Origin of the sequence: Kluyvera intermedia (genome assembly GCF_021440345.1) — a bacterium.
GTDB classification, from domain to species: domain Bacteria; phylum Pseudomonadota; class Gammaproteobacteria; order Enterobacterales; family Enterobacteriaceae; genus Kluyvera; species Kluyvera intermedia_A.
In genome coordinates, this window is the sequence record NZ_JAKCNS010000003.1 from 61,190 (window position 1) to 82,555 (window position 21,366).

Annotated in this window: 15 protein-coding genes and 1 pseudogene; 4 read left to right on the plus strand and 12 right to left on the minus strand. The window is 52.1% G+C overall.

Translation table 11 applies throughout. From position 1 onward, the window contains the following. Window positions 1-23: 23 nt before the first annotated feature. The 9 genes from lpxK to LZ634_RS00755 all read right to left on the minus strand — a co-directional run bounded on the left by lpxK (window position 24) and on the right by LZ634_RS00755 (window position 11,685). Window positions 24-1,004, minus strand: coding sequence for a tetraacyldisaccharide 4'-kinase (lpxK, locus tag LZ634_RS00715; RefSeq protein WP_234501837.1), 981 nt, complete (start codon window positions 1,002-1,004; stop codon window positions 24-26). Beyond that, the gene (msbA, locus tag LZ634_RS00720) at window positions 1,001-2,749 is read right to left on the minus strand and encodes a lipid A ABC transporter ATP-binding protein/permease MsbA (protein ID WP_234501838.1); all 1,749 of its coding nucleotides are present in this window, start codon (window positions 2,747-2,749) and stop codon (window positions 1,001-1,003) included. Before msbA ends, lpxK begins: the two co-directional genes overlap by 4 nt. 36 nt (window positions 2,750-2,785) lie before the next feature. Then, window positions 2,786-5,047, minus strand: coding sequence for a ComEC family protein (locus tag LZ634_RS00725; protein WP_234501839.1), 2,262 nt, complete (start codon window positions 5,045-5,047; stop codon window positions 2,786-2,788). Window positions 5,048-5,292: 245 nt separating this feature from the next. Further along, complete coding sequence (ihfB, locus tag LZ634_RS00730; RefSeq protein ID WP_052284034.1) at window positions 5,293-5,577, minus strand: integration host factor subunit beta; 285 nt, start codon at window positions 5,575-5,577, stop codon at window positions 5,293-5,295. A gap of 152 nt (window positions 5,578-5,729) precedes the next feature. Next, on the minus strand, window positions 5,730-7,403 hold the full coding sequence (gene rpsA / locus LZ634_RS00735) for a 30S ribosomal protein S1 (protein WP_061283710.1): 1,674 nt from the start codon (window positions 7,401-7,403) through the stop codon (window positions 5,730-5,732). A gap of 113 nt (window positions 7,404-7,516) precedes the next feature. Then, window positions 7,517-8,200, minus strand: a complete 684-nt coding sequence (cmk, locus tag LZ634_RS00740; protein ID WP_234501840.1) for a (d)CMP kinase — start codon at window positions 8,198-8,200, stop codon at window positions 7,517-7,519. Window positions 8,201-8,386: 186 nt separating this feature from the next. Then, complete coding sequence (aroA, locus tag LZ634_RS00745; protein ID WP_234501841.1) at window positions 8,387-9,670, minus strand: 3-phosphoshikimate 1-carboxyvinyltransferase; 1,284 nt, start codon at window positions 9,668-9,670, stop codon at window positions 8,387-8,389. A 71-nt stretch (window positions 9,671-9,741) separates the two neighbouring features. Next, window positions 9,742-10,830 (minus strand): 3-phosphoserine/phosphohydroxythreonine transaminase, encoded by a 1,089-nt coding sequence (gene serC, locus LZ634_RS00750; protein ID WP_234501842.1) that lies wholly within the window; start codon window positions 10,828-10,830, stop codon window positions 9,742-9,744. A gap of 162 nt (window positions 10,831-10,992) precedes the next feature. Next, on the minus strand, window positions 10,993-11,685 hold the full coding sequence (locus tag LZ634_RS00755) for a DUF421 domain-containing protein (protein WP_234501843.1): 693 nt from the start codon (window positions 11,683-11,685) through the stop codon (window positions 10,993-10,995). A 128-nt stretch (window positions 11,686-11,813) separates the two neighbouring features. Here LZ634_RS00755 and ycaO point away from each other — a divergent pair, with 128 nt between their 5' ends. The 4 genes from ycaO (at window position 11,814) to pflA (ending at window position 18,121) form a co-directional block, all read left to right on the plus strand. Beyond that, window positions 11,814-13,574, plus strand: a complete 1,761-nt coding sequence (gene ycaO, locus LZ634_RS00760) for a 30S ribosomal protein S12 methylthiotransferase accessory factor YcaO (protein WP_234501844.1) — start codon at window positions 11,814-11,816, stop codon at window positions 13,572-13,574. Window positions 13,575-13,978: 404 nt separating this feature from the next. Continuing rightward, window positions 13,979-14,836 (plus strand): formate transporter FocA, encoded by an 858-nt coding sequence (gene focA / locus LZ634_RS00765; RefSeq protein ID WP_052284027.1) that lies wholly within the window; start codon window positions 13,979-13,981, stop codon window positions 14,834-14,836. Between the two features lie 55 nt (window positions 14,837-14,891). Beyond that, window positions 14,892-17,174 carry a formate C-acetyltransferase gene (gene pflB, locus LZ634_RS00770; protein WP_234501845.1) on the plus strand — a complete coding sequence of 761 codons (2,283 nt, stop codon included), beginning with the start codon at window positions 14,892-14,894 and terminating at the stop codon, window positions 17,172-17,174. A 206-nt stretch (window positions 17,175-17,380) separates the two neighbouring features. Next, window positions 17,381-18,121 carry a pyruvate formate lyase 1-activating protein gene (pflA, locus tag LZ634_RS00775; protein ID WP_061283698.1) on the plus strand — a complete coding sequence of 247 codons (741 nt, stop codon included), beginning with the start codon at window positions 17,381-17,383 and terminating at the stop codon, window positions 18,119-18,121. A gap of 70 nt (window positions 18,122-18,191) precedes the next feature. Here pflA and LZ634_RS00780 read toward each other — a convergent pair whose 3' ends face one another. The 3 genes and pseudogenes from LZ634_RS00780 to LZ634_RS00790 all read right to left on the minus strand — a co-directional run. Beyond that, complete coding sequence (locus LZ634_RS00780; protein ID WP_234501846.1) at window positions 18,192-19,610, minus strand: APC family permease; 1,419 nt, start codon at window positions 19,608-19,610, stop codon at window positions 18,192-18,194. A 250-nt stretch (window positions 19,611-19,860) separates the two neighbouring features. Further along, window positions 19,861-21,012 carry an MFS transporter gene (locus LZ634_RS00785; RefSeq protein ID WP_234501847.1) on the minus strand — a complete coding sequence of 384 codons (1,152 nt, stop codon included), beginning with the start codon at window positions 21,010-21,012 and terminating at the stop codon, window positions 19,861-19,863. A gap of 263 nt (window positions 21,013-21,275) precedes the next feature. Continuing rightward, a pseudogene (locus LZ634_RS00790) lies at window positions 21,276-21,366 on the minus strand (dimethyl sulfoxide reductase); the annotation flags it as partial.

The window sequence follows — 21,366 nt, forward strand, 5'->3', positions numbered from 1 at the left end:
CCCCCGGGTATCGCCGACGCCGTTTAGCGTCGTGCGAGGGTAATCAAGTCCTGTAGCAGCGTCTGTGCGCGATCGCCCGAAAGAACAGCGTCGACCGGCAGATACCACCAGTTTTCCTGCGCAAAGCGGCGGCATTTTACCGCATCTTTTTCAGTCATAATAAGCTGTTGTCCCGGTTCAACCAGTGCCTGGACATCGACTTCGGTGAGCGCCTTATGGTCTGCCAATGCGATGGTGCGCACCGGTTGCAGACCGCACTCATTTAAGGTCGCGAAAAAACGCGGCGGATGGCCGATACCGGCCATTGCCACCACGTTTTGCAAGTCGGAAACCTGCCGTCTTTCGTGGGTTAGTAAATTAACCGCTTCGCCGGGACGCAGAGTCATCGGGATTTCCCCAGCCTGTGCTTCCCCACCGTTCACAATCCGCGCATCGACAGAGCTTAAGCGTGAGGCACGTTCGCGCATCGGCCCCGCAGGCAACCACCAACCGTTGCCAAAACGCCGCACACCATCGATAACGACAATTTCTTTATCCCGCGCCAGGCGATAGTGCTGTAGCCCATCATCCGTCACGATAAGCTGCAAATCATGGGCTGCCAACAGCGCCTTTACCGCATCAACTCGTACCGGAGAAACCGCCACCGGAGCGCCGGTACGCTGAAAAATAAGCACCGGCTCATCACCGGCTTGCGCGGTGGTGGAGTTCGCATCGAGCAGTAACGGATAGCTTTCCGCCTTACCACCATAGCCACGAGACACCACGCCAACGCGGATCCCCTGACGCTGCAACTGCTCTACCAGCCAGATAACGACCGGCGTTTTACCATTGCCACCCGCAGTCAGGTTACCCACGACCACAACAGGGCAAGGCGCACGCCAGCTTTTCTTCAGACCAAGCTGATAGCACAGGCGGATGATGCCGCTCACCAGGCCATACAGCCAGGAAAGCGGCAGCAGCAGGCGCCAAAGCGGCGATTCGCCCGACCAGATTCTGGCTATCATTCGCCAAACTGCATTTTGTGCAGCTGCGCATAAACACCGCGCTGCTCCAGCAGGTCACTGTGGCTGCCGCGCTCGACGATCTGACCATCTTCGACAACGATGATTTCATCAGCCTGTTCGATGGTGGAAAGTCGGTGAGCAATCACCAGCGAGGTGCGGTTTTTCTGCAGTTCATCGAGCGCCGACTGAATCGCACGTTCGGATTCGGTGTCCAGCGCAGAGGTGGCTTCGTCAAGGATCAGGATTGGGCTGTTACGCAACAGCGCACGCGCAATGGCAATACGTTGACGTTGACCACCAGAAAGCAGTACGCCGTTCTCGCCGATAACCGTGTCGAGACCATCATCCATTTTGTTGATAAAGTCCATCGCATAGGCCATACGCGCCGCATCTTCAATCTGTTCACGGCTGAACTCTTCCGTACGCGCATAGGCGATGTTGTTGGCAACCGTATCGTTAAACAGATGCACGTTTTGTGATACCAGCGCGACCTGATTACGCAGCGCGGAGAGCTTGTATTCGCGTAGATCGTGACCATCGAGCAGGATTTCACCTTCATCGATATCATAAAAACGGGTCAGCAAGCTGGCGATAGTGGATTTACCCGAGCCTGAACGTCCAACCAGAGCTACCGTTTTCCCGGCAGGGATCGACAGATTAATATGACGCAGTGCCGGAGTCTCACGGCCTGGATAGGTGAAGGTGACATCACGGAACTCAATTGTTCCCTTCGCACGTTCAACTTCCAGCTTACCTTCGTCTTTTTCCTGTTCGCTATCGAGAATAGCAAACAGCGTCTGACAGGCCGCCATCCCACGCTGGAACTGTGCATTCACGTTGGTTAACGATTTCAGCGGACGCATCAGGGCAATCATGGAGGAGAAGACCACGGTAATAGTACCTGCAGTCAGCGTTTCCATGACGCTTGGGAAGCTTGCGGCATACAGGACGAAAGCCAGCGCCAGGGAGGCAATCAGCTGAATGATCGGGTCAGAAATCGATGACGCAGAGACCAGTTTCATCCCTTGCAAACGCATTCTATTGCTGACCTTGTCAAAGCGATTAGACTCTACGCCCTGCCCACCGAACATCAGCACTTCTTTATGCCCTTTCAGCATCTGCTCAGCGCTAGTGGTCACCTGCCCCATGGTGTTTTGCATATTCTTACTGATGCTACGGAAGCGTTTGGAAACCACGCGAATCGCAATCGACACGATAGGTGCCAATACAATCAGGATTACCGACAGCTGCCAGCTGTAGTAAAACATCATGATAAACAGACCGATAATCGACGCACCTTCACGCACGACGGTAATCAGCGCGCTTGAGGAGGAGGAGGCAACCTGTTCGGAGTCATAGGTAATACGCGACAACAGCGTCCCGGTGGACTGTTTATCGAAGAATGAAACCGGCATGCCCATCATATGACTGAACAGCCGACGGCGCATGGTCATCACCACTTTGCCAGAAACCCAGGAAATACAATAACTGGAGACATAGCTAGTGATACCACGCAGGATCATCAAGCCAATAACGACCAGCGGCATCCACAGCAGCACTGAGCGATCTGTTTTACCAAAACCATCATCCAGTAATGGTTTAAGAAGCGATAACATGAAGGTATCGCTGGCCGCGTTAAGGACTAACGCAACGGCCGCCACGATCAACCCTGCTTTAAATGGCGCGATGGTCGGCCAGAGTCGGCGGAAGGTCTGCCACGTGGAGAGATCTTTGTCGTTCTGCATTCAAAAAACCAGCTTATGTTGAAATAGCCGCATATTCTACCCGTTATCGCGAGTCTCGCCAAACCACTGATGATACCAACGTGGTAAAAGTTGATCTCGTAAGCCTTCAATCTTCCAGCCGTTAGCGCTGAAGGTGACGGTTATCTGCCCCTGATGAGGGGTATCAAACCACGCGTACTGATGTTGGAGATAGCGTGCTTTTACCTTTGCGGAAGGCAGTCGCCACGCGTTATAGCGGGATGCGGAAGCCAGCGCTGCCAAGCCGCTAACCCGCTGAATCAACGCCATACCTGACGATGTCGAACTGCCATGATGTGGAACCTGAATAATTGTAGACGCAAATGACTGCCAGAAACGGCTAATCATGGCCATTTCTGCCGGTAATTCAATGTCTCCGGTCAGCAGAATACTGTTTCTTCCATCGTCGACCCTCACCACGCATGACGCATTGTTTCCCTTTTGCTCTTTGCCCGGTAGCGGCCAAAGGGCGCGAAAGGTCAGCCCTTGCCATTGCCAGGACTCACCGCGCATACAGGGTCGGTGCCCTTCCCAACCGAGCGGGCTTCTAATCCAAGCCTGCGGCCAGGCCTGCTGTACCGAGCGAAGACCACCCCGATGATCCAGATGATCGTGGCTCAGGATAATCCCTTGTAGCGTTAGCCCGTGCCAACGCAACCAGGGAATGATCAACTGTTCACCGCTGTCTCCATCAGGCCATGCCAGCCCGGTATCGTAGAGCAGCGCTTTATCCCCCTTAGCAATAACCAACGCCAGTCCCTGCCCTACATCCAGCATGGTGACCTGCCATCGATCCTGAGGCGTTTTTCGCCACAGCGGAAAAGAGAGCAGCACAGCTAAAGACAGCCATAGCGCCGGAAAACGCCACCACCCATGCAGACGCCAAAGTATCAGCACCAGCCAGGGAAGCAACGATACCCCAACCCAGGCAGCGCCAATATTCAGCCATCCGGCGGGGAGCAGGCGTAAATAGCCAAACACCAGCGCCATTACGTGGTCGGCACCACCCCAGACCACCATCTCAACCACGGCAGGAGCCCATAGATGCAGAAACATCGCCAACAGTATTAATGGCACAGCAATAAAAGTGACTACCGGTACCGCCACCGCGTTTGCCAGTAACGAGGTTATACTCACACCGTGAAATAGCATTATCTGTAACGGCGTCAACAACAGTAACAGCCCCAGCTGCAGATGGATGAGGCTCGCCAGCGGCCGGAGAAAACGGGGTAAAGATACAGCGGGTAATGGCAGCCATTGATACCAAAAAATCAGCACACCAACCGCATACGCCGACAGCCACAGGCTATCAGAGAGCACTGCCAATGGATCAATAAATACGATTGCAGCCAGACAGCAAAGCCACACTTCCCATCCCGTCCACTGGCGCCCCCTCAGGCGTAATGCATACCAGATAGCCGCTGCCACTACAGTACGTAGCGCAGGCGGCTGCATCCCCGTCAGCATGGCATAGGCAAGCCCAGTCAAAAGCGCCGCGATTAATGGCAATCGCCAGTTGATAAGCCAGCAGGGTAGGAAAAATTGAATGCTTCGAATAAGCAGCCAGCCCAGCGAAGCGCCAAGCGCAATATGCAAACCCGAAATAGCCATCAGATGGGAGGTACCGGTTTGTTGCATCAAGGTTTTAATCTCTGGTGCAACCGAAAGGCGCTCTCCCATCCCCAGTGCCAGCATCACATCACGCCAGGGATAGTCGGCAAGGGTTGTTTTTAAGGAGGCCAGAAAGCGTGCGCGGAGGCTACAACCGGTATCCAGTGGTTGGGCATCAACAATGCGCCCGGTCAGCGGACGATTTTGTGAGAGCGCATAACGCTGAGAGTCAAAACCACCATCATTGAGCTGTCCGTGGACGGCCCGCATGCTGACCGTCATGCGCCAACGCTGTCCGACACAGGGCGGTAGAGGTAAATAGCCACCGTACAAAACAATCCCGATTCGCGGAAATGCGAGTTTCCCCTCCAGGTGCGTTATCTCGCCCTGGTGGGTGGTTTGCCCATCCGTTTGCGTCAGCACTATTTCAATGTGACGATTTTTCCCAGGCAGCGTTTCAGCAGGCAGCACCACCTGCCATGCCGCAAACAGCCCCCAACAAAACAGCAGCCCGGTTAGACACACCGCGCGCCCTGCTCGCCCACAGAACATCAGGGCAATCAGCGCAGGCAGGGCACATTTTATAACACCTACCGGAGGGAGTCCCGGCAGTATGAGCAGCGGAAGGATCCCTAGCAGTGTGCAGCAGGCCAATTGTGGCAAACGCATTAACACCTCCTTGTTACCGGAAGTGTCGCGCTGGGTGGAACATTTGTCGTGAGGAGAAAATCAGGTTTTCGCGGACCATTCCAAAGAAACATTCAGGGTTGGTAAGCGTTACGAACAATATGCGAGGTGGATTCCAGAGATGCAGGAGGTTGATGAGTCTGGCGAATTCGAAACAGCAGAAACGAAAAAAGCACCCGTAGGTGCTTTTCTCTCAATCAAGTTCATCGCACACAGGCGATCTGAACTCAATCGTAAATATTGGCGCGATCGCGCAGTTCTTTACCCGGCTTGAAGTGCGGCACGTATTTGCCTTCCAGTTCCACTTTATCGCCAGTTTTCGGGTTACGCCCGGTACGTGGTGCTCTGTAGTGCAGAGAGAAGCTGCCGAAACCGCGGATTTCAATGCGCTCACCCTCAGCAAGAGTTGAGGCCATATGCTCCAGCATCTCTTTCACCGCATCTTCCACTGCTTTAGCAGGGATATGGGATTGCTGGCTGGCAAGTCTTTCAATCAATTCTGACTTGGTCATGATTCCTCCGGTTTCCTTTAAAGGAAAATTAGCTAACAGCTTATTAAACAAGGGCGGCCGTAGCCGCCCTTTGTGCTAGATTACAGGCCGAAACCTGCAATCTGTCAAGTAAACTCATCACAATTCAGGTTGTTAAACCCGAATCGGCAAGATTACTCGCCTTTAGCTGCTTTGAATGCTTCAGCCATAGCGTTGGAGAAGTTGCCGTCTTCCTGTTTGTTGTTAACAGTAGCGATTGCATCTTTCTCGTCAGCTTCGTCTTTAGCACGAACAGACAGGCTAATTGCGCGGTTTTTACGATCAACGCCGGTGAACTTAGCTTCAACGTCATCGCCAACGCTCAGAACCAGAGTTGCATCTTCAACGCGGTCACGGGATGCTTCAGAAGCACGCAGGTAACCTTCAACGCCGTCGGCCAGTTCTACGGTTGCGCCTTTAGCGTCAACTGCAGTTACTTTACCGTTAACGATAGCGCCTTTCTTGTTCAGAGCAACCCAGTTGTTGAACGGATCTTCTGCGAGCTGTTTAACGCCCAGGGAGATACGTTCACGCTCTGCGTCAACCTGCAGAACAACTGCTGCGATTTCGTCGCCTTTTTTGTATTCACGAACTGCTTCTTCGCCTGTAGCGTTCCAGGAGATGTCAGACAGGTGAACCAGGCCGTCGATGCCGCCGTCCAGGCCGATGAAGATACCGAAGTCAGTGATAGACTTGATTTTACCTTCAACGCGGTCGCCCTTGTTGTGGGTTTCTGCGAACTGCTGCCATGGGTTGTTTTTGCACTGCTTCAGACCCAGGGAGATACGACGACGTTCTTCGTCGATATCCAGAACCATAACTTCCACTACATCACCAACGTTAACAACTTTGGATGGGTGGATGTTTTTGTTGGTCCAATCCATTTCGGATACGTGAACCAGGCCTTCAACGCCTTCTTCGATTTCAACGAAGCAGCCGTAGTCGGTCAGGTTGGTCACGCGGCCAGTCAGTTTGGTACCTTCTGGATAACGCTTAGCGATAGCTACCCATGGATCTTCGCCCAGCTGTTTCAGGCCCAGAGATACACGAGTACGTTCGCGGTCGAACTTCAGCACTTTAACAGTGATTTCGTCGCCAACGTTTACGATTTCGCTTGGATGCTTAACGCGTTTCCATGCCATATCAGTGATGTGCAGCAGGCCGTCAACGCCGCCCAGATCAACGAATGCACCGTAGTCAGTGAGGTTCTTAACGATACCTTTAACTTCCATGCCTTCCTGCAGGTTTTCCAGCAGCTGATCGCGCTCTGCGCTGTTTTCGGATTCGATCACGGCACGACGAGAAACAACAACGTTGTTACGTTTCTGGTCCAGCTTGATTACTTTGAATTCAAGCTCTTTGCCTTCCAGGTGCAGCGTATCGCGCACTGGACGAACGTCTACCAGGGAACCTGGCAGGAACGCACGAATACCGTTCAGCTCAACAGTGAAGCCACCTTTAACTTTGCCGTTGATAACACCAACAACAGTTTCAGCGTCTTCGTATGCTTTTTCCAGCGTGATCCAAGCTTCGTGACGCTTAGCTTTTTCACGGGACAGCAGGGTTTCGCCGAAGCCGTCTTCTACTGCGTCCAGCGCAACGTCAACTTCGTCACCGACCTGGATTTCCAGCTCGCCGGCTGCGTTTTTGAACTGCTCTGCAGGGATTGCAGATTCAGATTTCAGGCCCGCATCAACCAGAACGATGTCTTTGTCGATAGCAACAACAACACCACGAACGATGGAACCCGGACGGGTTTCGATTGTTTTTAAAGATTCTTCAAATAGTTGAGCAAAAGATTCAGTCATGTTTAATCTTCGAAGTTAGATTTAACGTCCACCTGACACCTTGTCGGATGGGGTTGTTTCACATACCCGCTGTCAATCCATTGCAACGGGGGTACTACAAATTCTGTCGCGTTTTACGCGAGTGCCAATTTCTGGCGCGCATAGTCTAACGCTTTTTCAATTACTTGCTCAATGCTTAAGGTGGTGGAATCCAACACTAAAGCATCAGCGGCAGGGACCAGTGGCGCAACAGCACGATTACGATCGCGGTCGTCACGCTCCTTTATCTCTGCCAAAAGGCGCTCAAAGTTAACACTAAAGCCCTTTTCCTGCAACTGTAGCATGCGGCGGTTAGCACGTTCTTCCGATGAAGCATCAAGGAAGATTTTTACCGGCGCATCCGGGAAGACCACTGTGCCCATATCGCGACCATCGGCAATCAGGCCCGGTTCGTCGCGGAATCCACGCTGGCGGCGCAGCAGCGCTTCGCGAACGCGTGGGAATGCGGCAACCTGCGAAGCCGCGTTAGCAACTTCCTGGGTGCGAATTTCACCGCTGACGTCTTCACCCTCAAGGATAACTTCCAGTTTCCCGTCGGTCGAAACAAAGCGAACGTCCAGATGAACCGCCAGTGGAACCAGCGCATCTTCCGACGTCACGTCGACATGATGATGCAACGCAGCTAAAGCCAGCACGCGATAAATCGCGCCTGAGTCCAGTAAGTGCCATTGCAATGCTTCTGCCATGGCTTTGCACAGAGTGCCTTTACCCGCGCCACTTGGGCCATCAATGGTAATTACCGGGGCAATTGCCGTCATCTCTATCTCCTTAATAAAAGGCATATTCAACGTAAACGCCGCGCATTATACGCATCTCTGCGCTCGACGGTTACTTTTGTCTGCGAATTCCAGAATTAGCCTCAGGAAGTACAAGAGAATAGATAAGTATAGTGGGCTGGCAAGATACCAGCCCGGAAAGTGTGCTTTTTACGGGTAGAGCAACGATCAAGCCAGGGTACTAATGCGCGCCAACTGTTCGAAATAGTCCGGGAAGGTTTTCGCCGTACATTTCGGGTCGAGAATAGTCACGGGCGTGTCGGACAGCGCCACCAGCGAGAAACACATCGCCATACGGTGATCGTTATAGGTGCCGATTTCAGCAAAATTCAGCGACGCTGGTGGCGTAACGCGAATGTAGTCTTCGCCCTCTTCCACTTCAGCACCCACTTTGCGCAGTTCGGTTGCCATGGCAAACAGACGGTCAGTCTCTTTAACGCGCCAGTTGTAAATATTGCGCAGCGTGGTGGTGCCTTTGGCAAACAGTGCCGCGGTGGCAATGGTCATGGCCGCATCAGGGATATGGTTCATGTCCATGTCGATAGCGTTGAGCTCACCGTGAGTACAGGCAATAAAATCATCACCCCAGGTCACGGTAGCACCCATTTTTTCCAGCACATCGGCAAAACGGATATCGCCCTGAACGCTGTGACGACCGATACCGGTCACTTTCACGGTGCCGCCTTTAATCGCGCCCGCAGCAAGGAAATAGGAGGCAGAAGACGCATCCCCTTCCACCAGGTATTGACCTGGAGAGACATACTGCTGATTGCCACGCACAATAAAGCGCTGGTAGTTCTGGTTATCCACTTCTACACCGAAGGTTTTCATCAGGTGCAGAGTGATATCGATATAGGGTTTAGATACCAGATCGCCTTTAATGCTTATCGTGGTGTCTTGTGGAGCTAGCGGCGCGGTCATCAGCAGCGCGGTGAGGAATTGGCTTGATACGCTGCCGTCAACCTCAACATTACCGCCGGTGAAACCACCTTTCAGGCGCAGCGGCGGGTAGTTTTCCTGCTCCAGATAATCAATCTGAGCCCCGCCCTGACGCAGCGCATCAACCAGATGACCAATTGGGCGCTCTTTCATACGCGGCTCGCCGGTCAGTACGATGTTATTCGTGCCCAAACATAAAGCGGCGGCCAGCGGACGCATCGCCGTACCCGCATTGCCAAGGAACAGCTCCAGCTCGTTTGAGGACTGCAGCATGCCCGCATTGCCGGTCACTTCACAGCGGGTGCGGTCAGCTGACAGGGTATAGTGAATTCCCAAAGCCTTAAGCGCGTTCAGCATATGGCGAACATCATCACTGTCCAGCAGATTGGTCAGCACGGTCGTGCCATGCGCCAATGCCGCCAGCAGCAGTGCGCGGTTCGACACGCTTTTAGAACCGGGCAGATTAATGGTGCCGTCGACACGCGCAATAGGTTGTAACGTCAGGGATTCCATGAAACTCAACTCTCTAAAACAGAAGTAAAAACCCCACGGCATAGCCGTGGGGATGAATAGATAAAACCAAATTAACCGTGGCGGCGTTCGAAATCTTGCATGAAGTTCGTCAGCGCCTGTACGCCCGCCAGCGGCATTGCGTTGTAGATAGAGGCACGCATTCCACCTACCACACGGTGGCCTTTCAGCGAATGCAGACCGGCCGCAAATGACTCTTCGAGGAACAGTTTATCCAGCGCGCTATCGGCCAGCTGGAATGGAACGTTCATACGGGAGCGGTTAGCGTTAGCTACATCGTTGCGGTAGAAATCGCTGCCATCAATGGTGCTATACAGAAGATCGGCCTTCTGCTGATTGATGCGATCCATTGCCTCAACGCCGCCCTGCTCTTTGAGCCATTTGAACACCAGCCCTGAAAGATACCAGGCAAAGGTCGGCGGCGTGTTGAACATGGAATCGTTGTCATTCAGCACGGTGTAGTCGAGGATTGACGGGCAGGCAACGTGGGCTTTACCCAGCAGATCTTCACGAACAATCACCAGCGTTAAACCGGCAGGACCGATATTTTTCTGTGCACCAGCGTAGATAACGCCGTAGCGGCTCACGTCAATCGAGCGGGACAGGATAGTGGAGGAGAAATCGGCGGCAACAACCACGTCTTTGCCAAAGTCCGGCGTCTCTTCAATGGCGATGCCATCGATAGTTTCGTTCGGACAGAAGTGCAGATAGGCCGCGTTATCGCTGAGCTGCCAGTCACGCATCGGTTTCACCGCGCGCTTGCCGTCTACGGTGACTTTCGCATCGATAACGTTCGGAGTGCAGTATTTTTTCGCTTCTTTGACCGCGCTGGCAGCCCAATAGCCGGCATCAACGTAGTCTGCGGTCGTTTTATCGCCCAGGATATTCAGTGGAACGCCAGCAAACTGACCGCGGCCGCCGCCATGGCAGAACAGGACTTTGTAGTTGGAAGGGATGTTGAGCAGGTCGCGGAAATCTTTTTCTGCTTCCTCTGCCACCTGGATAAACTCTTTACCACGGTGGCTGACTTCCATTACCGACGTACCTAACCCGTTCCAGTCGCAAAGTTCTTGCTGCGCCAGTTTAAGAACATCTGCCGGTAACATTGCCGGACCTGAACTAAAATTAAAAACCTGAGCCATTTTCCCTCACCACGCTAAAAGCCATAAGTAATAACTGTGGATATCGGTTTTATCATTCAGTGACACGCGCCGCAATGTCTAAAACTTTCCACCGGCGAATTGTGGCCCTGGTCACACAAAAGATTCTGCCGCTCGATTGCGTCAAAACCGACAAAATGGCTGTCAGGCGACGCGTTTAGCCCGGCTAACCTTCGTCCATGCCGGATTCGCACAGCGAGGACATAATTGACGGCAACCCACCTTGAGGCTGGCGATATGACTACATCTCGCACAAGCGAACTCTCCCGACTCTGGCATCACCTTGAACCGCGGCGCAAAGCGCTCCGGCAAAATACACATCCCCGGTTTGACGTCATCATCGCGGTAATAAAACACGCTGATCTGCCCGTTGGTCTCCATAATAGCCAGCCGCACCTGCCCCAGCTGTTCGACGCTGTTCAAACGCAGTTCCATCAGAAACTCCAGCTCGGTCATATTCGCTTTACGGATGTTTTCCCATGCGAGCTGCCCCTCTTCCACAACGACAATGGCCTTGCCTTCCAGCAAATCCTCCAGCTTTTCGCTTTTGGACATCAGCCACATCACCAGACGGTAAAGTAAAGCAAGGGAGACGAACACCACAAAAATCGGCACCAACGGCACATCATCATAAAAAGCGACGTCCCCAGCCGCCGATCCTAGCGTCAGAATGATCAGTACTTCAAAAAGTGACATCTGCCGGACGCCACGACGCCCGGTAATTTTGAGAAATATAAAGACCAGTAAAAAAGTAAAGAGGGTCCTTAACGCCACTTCGCCTAAAAATTCAGGCGGGAATTTATCAAACGCCATCCGCTGAAGATCAAACGCTTTCATCTTTTCTATGCCTTAACAATAGGTTATTACCTATAAGCATAGTCCTACCTTTTATTTTCGCCGGAGATAGCACCTGTCACGCAAAACCCGTATCATTGCGCGCTTTCCGTACGACAAAAGAGATTGCTATGACGCAGACCTATATTCCCGGCAAAGATGCCGCGCTGGAAGATTCCATCGCTCGCTTCCAGCAAAAGCTGCTCGACCTGGGCTTCGATATCGAAGAAGCCTCCTGGTTGAACCCTGTTCCTAACGTCTGGTCGGTGCATATTCGTGATAAGGCATGCTCTTTATGCTTTACCAACGGCAAAGGCGCCACTAAAAAAGCAGCGCTGGCGTCAGCGCTGGGTGAGTACTTTGAACGCCTCTCTACCAACTATTTCTTTGCCGACTTCTGGCTGGGCGAAGAGATCGCCAATGGCCCGTTCGTGCACTATCCGAACGAAAAATGGTTCCCGCTGACCGAAAATGACGACGTGCCGGAAGGCCTGCTCGATGCACGCCTGCGCGCATTCTACGATCCTGACGATCAGTTGACCGCCAGCATGCTGGTCGATCTGCAGTCCGGGAACGACGATCGCGGCGTCTGCGGTCTGCCGTTTACCCGTCAGTCCGACGGTGAAACTATCTATATCCCGATGAACATCGTTGCCAACCTGTACGTATCCAACGGCATGTCTGCGGGCAACACCCGTAACGAAGCCCGCGTACAGGGGCTGTCAGAAGTGTTTGAACGCTACGTGAAAAACCGCATCATTGCGGAAAGCATCAGCCTGCCGGAGATCCCGTCAGAGGTTCTGGCACGTTACCCTGGCGTCGTCGAGTCCATCGCTAAGCTGGAAGCCGAAGGTTTCCCAATCTTCGCTTACGATGGTTCACTGGGCGGTAAATACCCGGTTATTTGCGTTGTACTGTTCAACCCAGCGAACGGCACCTGCTTCGCTTCTTTCGGCGCGCACCCGGACTTCGGTGTCGCACTGGAGCGTACCGTTACCGAACTGCTTCAGGGCCGTGGTCTGAAAGATCTCGACGTGTTCACCCCGCCAACCTTCGATGATGAAGAAGTGGCCGAACACACCAACCTGGAAACCCACTTTATTGATTCCAGCGGTTCTATCTCCTGGGATCTGTTCAAGCAGGATGCCGACTATCCGTTCGCCGATTGGAGCTTCTCCGGTACCACCGAAGAAGAATTCGCGACACTGATGGCTATCTTCAACGAAGAAGATAAAGAAGTGTATATCGCCGACTATGAGCACCTGAGCGTCTACGCTTGCCGCATCATCGTACCGGGTATGTCCGATATCTATCCGGCAGAAGATCTGTGGCTGGCCAATAACAATATGGGTAGCCACCTGCGCGAAACCATTCTCTCCCTGCCTGGCAGCGAGTGGGAAAAAGAAGAGTACCTGAACCTTATTGAGCAAATCGACGACGAAGGGCTGGATGACTTCACTCGCGTGCGCGAACTGCTGGGTCTGGCAACCGGTTCTGATAACGGTTGGTACACCCTGCGTGTGGGTGAACTGAAAGCGATGCTCGCACTGGCGGGTGGCGATCTGGAACAAGCGCTGATCTGGACCGAATGGACCATGGAGTTCAACGCTTCGGTCTTTAGCGCTGAGCGTGCGAATTACTACCGTTGCCTGCAGACGCTGCTGCTGCTGTCTCAGGAAGAAGAACGCGAACCGTTGCAATACCTCAACGCATTCGTGCGTATGTACGGCGCAGACGCTGTAGAAGCAGCCAGTGCCGCGCTCAGCGGCGAAGAGGCATTCTATGGCCTGCAGCCGGTCGACGGTTCGTTAAAAGCCTTCCCGGCGCATCAGTCACTGTTACAGGCTTACGAAAAACTGCAGCGTGCGAAAGCCGCGTTCTGGGCGAAGTAACACGATCCCGCAGAAAAAGTAGGTTTAACATACACTCTACGTTATATTACGGGGCCACTTGTTGGCCCCTTTTTTTATTTCCGCGCTTCGCCCCACCAGAGTGTGAAAATAAAGTTAAAGATAAGTAAACTCAATTATTAGTAGCTTACTTTTATTGTTAATTTACTTGATCATTACTCCATTTTAATTAACTAGCAAAATGAAGGGTAAAGAAATAATTCAACTGAATTTGTAAATCTTAAAATTTATTTTTATCATTGCATTCAATAATTTACCCTGCTTTCGTTGAAAAACCATCCAACTTGCAGGCCTATAAGCCAGGCGAGATATGATCTATATCAAATTCTCATCTATAATGCTTTGTTAGTATCTCGTCGCCGATTAAATAAAAAGAGAGAGTTAGTGTGAAAGCTGACAACCCTTTTGATCTACTTCTCCCTGCTGCAATGGCCAAAGTTGCCGAAGAAGCAGGTGTCTATAAAGCAACCAAGCATCCGCTGAAAACCTTTTATCTGGCGATTACTGCGGGCGTCTTCATCTCGATTGCTTTTGTATTTTATATTACAGCAACCACGGGTACAGCTGGCATGCCGTTCGGCATTGCGAAACTGATTGGTGGTATCTGCTTCTCACTAGGCCTCATTCTTTGCGTTATTTGTGGCGCCGACCTCTTCACGTCGACCGTGCTTATCGTGGTAGCGAAAGCCAGCGGCCGAATCACCTGGGGTCAACTGGCAAAAAACTGGCTCAATGTCTATGTTGGTAACCTGGTGGGTTGCCTGCTCTTCGTACTGCTCATGTGGCTGTCCGGCGAATATATGACAGCCAATGGCGGCTGGGGGCTAAACGTCCTGCAAACCGCTGACCACAAACTGCATCACACATTTATCGAAGCCGTCGCTCTCGGCATCCTGGCGAACCTGATGGTCTGCCTGGCAGTCTGGATGAGCTACTCTGGTCGCAGCCTGATGGATAAAGCCATGATTATGGTCTTACCGGTTGCCATGTTCGTTGCCAGCGGTTTTGAGCACAGTATCGCAAACATGTTTATGATCCCTATGGGTATCGTAATACGCGATTTTGCTAGCCCGGAATTCTGGACCGCTGTCGGTTCATCTCCGGAAAATTTCTCTCACCTGACCGTGATGCATTTCATCACCGATAACCTGATTCCTGTCACTATTGGGAACATTATCGGCGGCGGTTTGCTGGTTGGGTTGACATACTGGGTCATTTACCTGCGTGGCGGTGACCGTCATTAATTGATGGTTGCTCCAGGCAGTAAATAAAAAGTCCACTTAAGAAGGTAGGTGTTACATGTCCGAACTTAATGAAAAGTTAGCCACAGCCTGGGAAGGTTTTACCAAAGGTGACTGGCAGAATGAAGTAAACTTACGTGACTTCATCCAGAAAAACTACACTCCGTATGAGGGTGACGAGTCCTTCCTGGCTGGCGCAACTGACGCGACCACCAAGCTGTGGGACAACGTTATGGAAGGCGTTAAACTGGAAAACCGCACTCACGCGCCAGTTGACTTTGACACCTCCGTTGCATCTACCATCACTTCCCACGACGCTGGCTACATCAACAAAGCGCTGGAAAAAATCGTTGGTCTGCAAACTGAAGCTCCACTGAAACGTGCGATTATCCCGTTCGGTGGTATCAAAATGGTTGAAGGTTCCTGCAAAGCGTACAATCGCGAACTGGACCCGATGCTGAAAAAAATCTTCACCGAATACCGCAAAACCCACAACCAGGGCGTATTCGATGTTTACACCAAAGACATTCTGAACTGCCGTAAATCTGGCGTTCTGACTGGTCTGCCAGATGCGTACGGCCGTGGTCGTATCATCGGTGACTACCGTCGCATCGCGGTGTACGGTATCGACTTCCTGATGAAAGACAAATACGCACAGTTCCTGTCCCTGCAGTCTGACATGGAAAACGGCGTAAACCTGGAAGCGACTATCCGTCTGCGTGAAGAAATCTCTGAACAGCACCGTGCGCTGGGTCAGATCAAAGAGATGGCAGCTAAATACGGCTACGACATCTCTGGTCCGGCTACCAATGCTCAGGAAGCTATCCAGTGGACTTACTTCGGCTACCTGGCCGCAGTTAAATCTCAGAACGGCGCTGCAATGTCCTTCGGTCGTACTTCCAGCTTCCTGGATATCTACATCGAACGTGACCTGAAAGCAGGCAAAATCACTGAGCAAGACGCTCAGGAAATGATTGACCACCTGGTCATGAAACTGCGTATGGTTCGCTTCCTGCGTACCCCTGAGTATGATGAACTGTTCTCCGGTGACCCAATTTGGGCAACTGAATCTATCGCAGGTATGGGCGTTGATGGCCGTACTCTGGTTACCAAAAACAGCTTCCGCTTCCTGAACACCCTGTACACCATGGGTCCTTCTCCAGAGCCGAACATCACCGTTCTGTGGTCTGAAAAACTGCCACTGGCGTTCAAAAAATACGCAGCAAAAGTATCCATCGATACTTCTTCCCTGCAGTATGAGAACGATGACCTGATGCGTCCTGACTTTAACAACGATGACTACGCTATCGCTTGCTGCGTAAGCCCAATGATCGTTGGTAAACAAATGCAGTTCTTCGGTGCTCGTGCAAACCTGGCGAAAACCATGCTGTACGCAATCAACGGCGGCGTTGATGAAAAACTGAAAATGCAGGTTGGTCCTAAAACTGATCCTATCAAAGGCGACGTTCTGAACTTCGACGAAGTCATGGACCGCATGGATCACTTCATGGATTGGCTGGCTAAACAGTACGTCACCGCACTGAACGTCATCCACTACATGCACGACAAGTACAGCTACGAAGCCTCTCTGATGGCGCTGCATGACCGTGACGTTATCCGCACCATGGCGTGTGGTATCGCAGGTCTGTCCGTTGCTGCTGACTCCCTGTCTGCAATCAAATATGCGAAAGTTAAACCAATTCGTGACGAAGATGGTCTGGCTATCGACTTCGCAATCGAAGGCGAATACCCGCAGTTTGGTAACAACGATTCTCGCGTAGATGACATGGCTGTTGACCTGGTAGAACGTTTCATGAAGAAAATTCAGAAACTGACTACTTACCGTAACGCTATCCCGACTCAGTCTGTTCTGACCATCACCTCTAACGTGGTTTATGGTAAGAAAACTGGTAACACCCCAGACGGTCGTCGTGCTGGCGCGCCATTCGGCCCAGGTGCTAACCCAATGCACGGTCGTGACCAGAAAGGTGCAGTTGCCTCTCTGACTTCCGTTGCAAAACTGCCGTTTGCTTACGCTAAAGATGGTATCTCTTACACCTTCTCTATCGTTCCTAACGCACTGGGTAAAGACGACGACGTTCGTAAAACTAACCTGGCAGGCCTGATGGATGGTTACTTCCACCACGAAGCGTCTATCGAAGGCGGTCAGCACCTGAACGTTAACGTTATGAACCGCGAAATGCTGCTCGACGCGATGGAAAATCCTGAGAAATATCCTCAGCTGACCATCCGCGTATCTGGCTACGCAGTACGTTTTAACTCCCTGACTAAAGAACAGCAGCAGGACGTTATCACCCGTACCTTCACTCAATCTATCTAATAGATTTGACTGAAATCGCGATTAAAAACGCGTAACATAAAGGCTCCACTTCGGTGGGGCCTTTCTTATAACCTACTCACGCTGAGTGGATTTTGCCTGCTGACTTCTATACTTGAGGTTAATACGCAAAATAAACTCGACGCGGCTTTATAACCGTGCTCGCAAACCTGGCTGTAAAGCCGGGAAGAACTGGAGATAACACCGCAATGTCTGTAATTGGTCGTATTCACTCCTTTGAGTCCTGTGGCACCGTCGATGGCCCAGGCATCCGTTTTATTACCTTCTTCCAGGGCTGCCTGATGCGCTGCCTTTATTGCCATAACCGCGATACGTGGGATACCCATGGTGGTAAAGAGATAACCGTTGAAGAGTTGATGAAAGAGGTGGTGACCTATCGCCACTTTATGAACGCATCCGGCGGCGGCGTAACTGCATCCGGCGGCGAAGCGATTCTTCAGGCCGAGTTCGTCCGCGACTGGTTCCGTGCCTGCCATAAAGAAGGGATCCACACCTGTCTCGACACCAACGGTTTCGTTCGTCGTTACGATCCGGTGATTGATGAACTGCTGGAAGTCACCGACCTGGTGATGCTCGATCTCAAACAGATGAATGATGATATTCACCAGAATCTGGTCGGCGTATCCAACCATCGTACGCTGGAGTTTGCCCAGTATCTGTCGAAGAAAGACGTGAAAGTGTGGATCCGCTACGTTGTAGTGCCAGGCTGGTCAGACGATGATGACTCCGCGCACCGCCTGGGTGAATTTACCCGCGATATGGGTAACGTCGAAAAAATCGAACTGCTGCCATACCATGAGTTGGGCAAACACAAGTGGGTAGCGATGGGCGAAGAGTACAAACTCGACGGCGTTCACCCACCGAAGAAAGAAACCATGGAGCGCGTGAAAGGCATTCTTGAGCAGTATGGTCATAAAGTGATGTACTAAGCACAGCCCTCACTCCGGTGAGGCGACCGCACTTGCTTAATAACCCGGCATCACGCCGGGTTATCTGTTTTTAACGCTTACGCGCCAACATCGGGAAGATTAGACCCAAACCTATCAGCACAAACGGCATCGCGATGTTCAGCGATAGCTGGAAGATCCACTCAGGCGTAAAGGCCGTCATTTTCGGGAAAATCCCGGTAACACAGGCAAAAGCGGTGAACAAGAAGCACCACACGCCAACGGTCATTGCCAGAGTCCGATTACGAATAAAGACATACTCAGAGCGGTATTTCTGCCCAAGGCGAATCACCGCGATAAAGGCCACGAATACCCACAGATAGCGCAGCGGCATCACCACCGAGTTGAGGTTCAGCAGCCATTTGTACAGGTTATTCATATCGCCAATACCTAACGTTGGCAGCATAATCAGCAACGCTACCAGCACCAGCGTCAACAAATAGCCATTAACTGGCGTACCCGACGCGTTGGTCCGGCAGAGCTTTTCGGGGATATAGCGGCTATCGGCATCGCTCAGCAGCACCTTCAACGGCGCGTCGATAGAGAACACCAGCGCCGCAATCTGCCCCAGAGTATTAGCAATGGCGTAGATAACCATCAGCGTATTACCCATGCTGTAGTACTCACCCAGCTTCTGGAATGCGTAATACTGGCCGTTAGCCATCAGATCGTCAGGAATGTTGTTGGAATCAAACATCATCCCCATCGCCAGCGACCCCAGAATGGCACACACCGCCACCATCACCGCCAGGAAGATCATCCCACGCGGAAACTCTTTCCCTGGATTACGGGTGTTATTAACGTAAGGGGAGATTTTTTCCGCACCGCCCACGGCAAACACCAGCATCGAAATGGTGGTGATGTAGGTGAAATCGATATGGGGAATAAAAGTACGCCAGGTGATATTGGTCGTCGCGATTTTGACCTCGGTAATCGCAGGTGCCGTCACCGCCATCACGACGTACAGCAGCGACATCACGAACATGGCAATCCCGGCAATGGAGCCAACCAGTTTCAGCGACTTCATGCCTCGGGATGCCACCCACATAAAGAAGATAAACAGTGCCAGCGTGAAGCCCTGCAACGCGACAACACCGTATTCAGTGATCAGTGAGCCGTTACCCTTCAATGCCCAGCCCAGCGCAATCAGAATGGCCTGTGGCTTCTGCGCCAGATACGGAATATGTACCACCCAGTAGGTCCAGGCCGCCAGATATGCCAACCCCGGCCCCATGGTATTTTTAATCCATGTACTCACCCCACCCTTGCCATCCTTGAAGGTCGACCCAAGCTGACCGACGATCAGCGCATACGGCGTAAAGTAGAGCGCAAAGATAAAAAGCCATGAGAAGACAACCACCAACCCCTGATTAGCGTAGTTGTTGACGACGTTACCAAAACCCCAAACCGTAATGAACGACATCAGCGCGATGTTGTACCACCGCAACTGCTTTTCTTGACCGCTTGCCATAAATCCCGTTCCTTGAATGTTATTCTTTGCGAATGCATTTTTTAGCCGGATGATTATGCGAGCGTGATGGGAAAAAGGATAACGTCGTAGTACAAAACTCCAACATCACGCACATTTAATAGGGTTATTGCGGATAAGTTCAGAAGGATATAGATTCGCCAAGGCCTGCGTATGATTACGCACAGCGTGAGCCAGGTATCGTGGTGATAAGAGAAAGGCGCGTTATCAGGCTGACAACGCGCCTATTGAATCAGGCGTGGGCCACAGGAGTAGGATGATGCCCGGCCTTGCGCAGCAGCATCATCAGGTAGACAAACGATACGCCGGCGATCATGATAAACAGCAGGTTATCCGAGTAGTTTTGCATCAGCATGGCAGTAAACGTTGGGCCAATCAGGCTACCGATGGTATAGCTCAGCAGCAATGCCTGGTTCATGGCAACCAGTTGATGATGCTCCACTTTCTCACAGGCCCAGGCCATCGCCACCGGATAGAGCGTGAAGCCCGCGGCACCAAGAATAAACAGCGCTGGGGCCATCATCGCCTGATTCAGCATGGCTATGCAGCCAAGGATCACCACAAATACCTGCACACGCAGCACCAGCAGGCGACCGTAACGGTCCGCCAGACGGCCAATCGGCCACTGCCCCAGAATACCTGCGCTAACCATCACCGCCATCCAGAAACCAATCCCCGAATCGCTCACCCCGCGATGATTCAGATACAACGGCATCAGGCCGTACAGTGAACCCAACACGATACCGGAAATGATGCAGCCATTAACGCCCAAACGCGCCTGGCGCAGCTTAAACATCGGCCAGACACGCGTACTGCCATCCTGCGGCTCGCTGTGCTGATTCAGGATGCGGGTAAACAGCAGCGGCAGAATACCGGACAAAATGACCCCGGTCATCAGCGGCAGAATAGTCGCGATATCGGTCGGCAGTTTGCTGACAATAAGCTGGCCCAGCACGGTACCGATATAATACATCATCATATAAGCCGCCAGCAGGCGGCCACGGTTGCGTGAGGTACCGCTGCACATCAGCGCGCTCTCCACCACGACCCAGATCATGGCGCAGCCCACGCCGGCAATAAAACGCCAGAACATCCAGCTCCAGAAACCCACCATAAAGCCCAGCCCAACGCAGCCCGCGGCAAAAATCAGCGAAGCAATGTAATAGCTGAAGTTGAATCCCAGACGCTTAATCAGACGCCCGGTGAGCATGGTACCGACCAGGTTGCCGGTAAAATAGGACGATCCGACCATCCCCACCTGCCAGGTAGGCAGATTTTCATGGGCGAGCCAAAGCGGGACGAGCGTGTTTAATACCGCGATCGCCAGCGTCAATAAGAGTAAGCCACAGAGCAATAACAGCACTGGGCGAGTATAGGTGGACATGGGCTACAAACCGTGAGGATAGACAGATTTCGAGCGCATCATGCCACCGCCAAAAACATTGTCAATCCACCTGTTTTCCGCCGGTCCGTGCTTTCTGAGGCAACGATTGATGTTTCTTATTCAGCGCGACGATATAAATTAATCGAATGAATATATTTAATTGTTTTTATTAGATAATAGAGAAAAGACTCAGGCAGGGTTCAGTTGAAAAAATTCATGAACAAAAAGTGCCAGGGCAAGAGCGCCCCGGCAGCTTTATTTGCTTAGCTGGCAATCGCCATACCAACGGTCATATGTAGCCCGTAGAACACACCTCGACCAATTAGCTCCCCGACCAGCACCAGCACAAAGGCC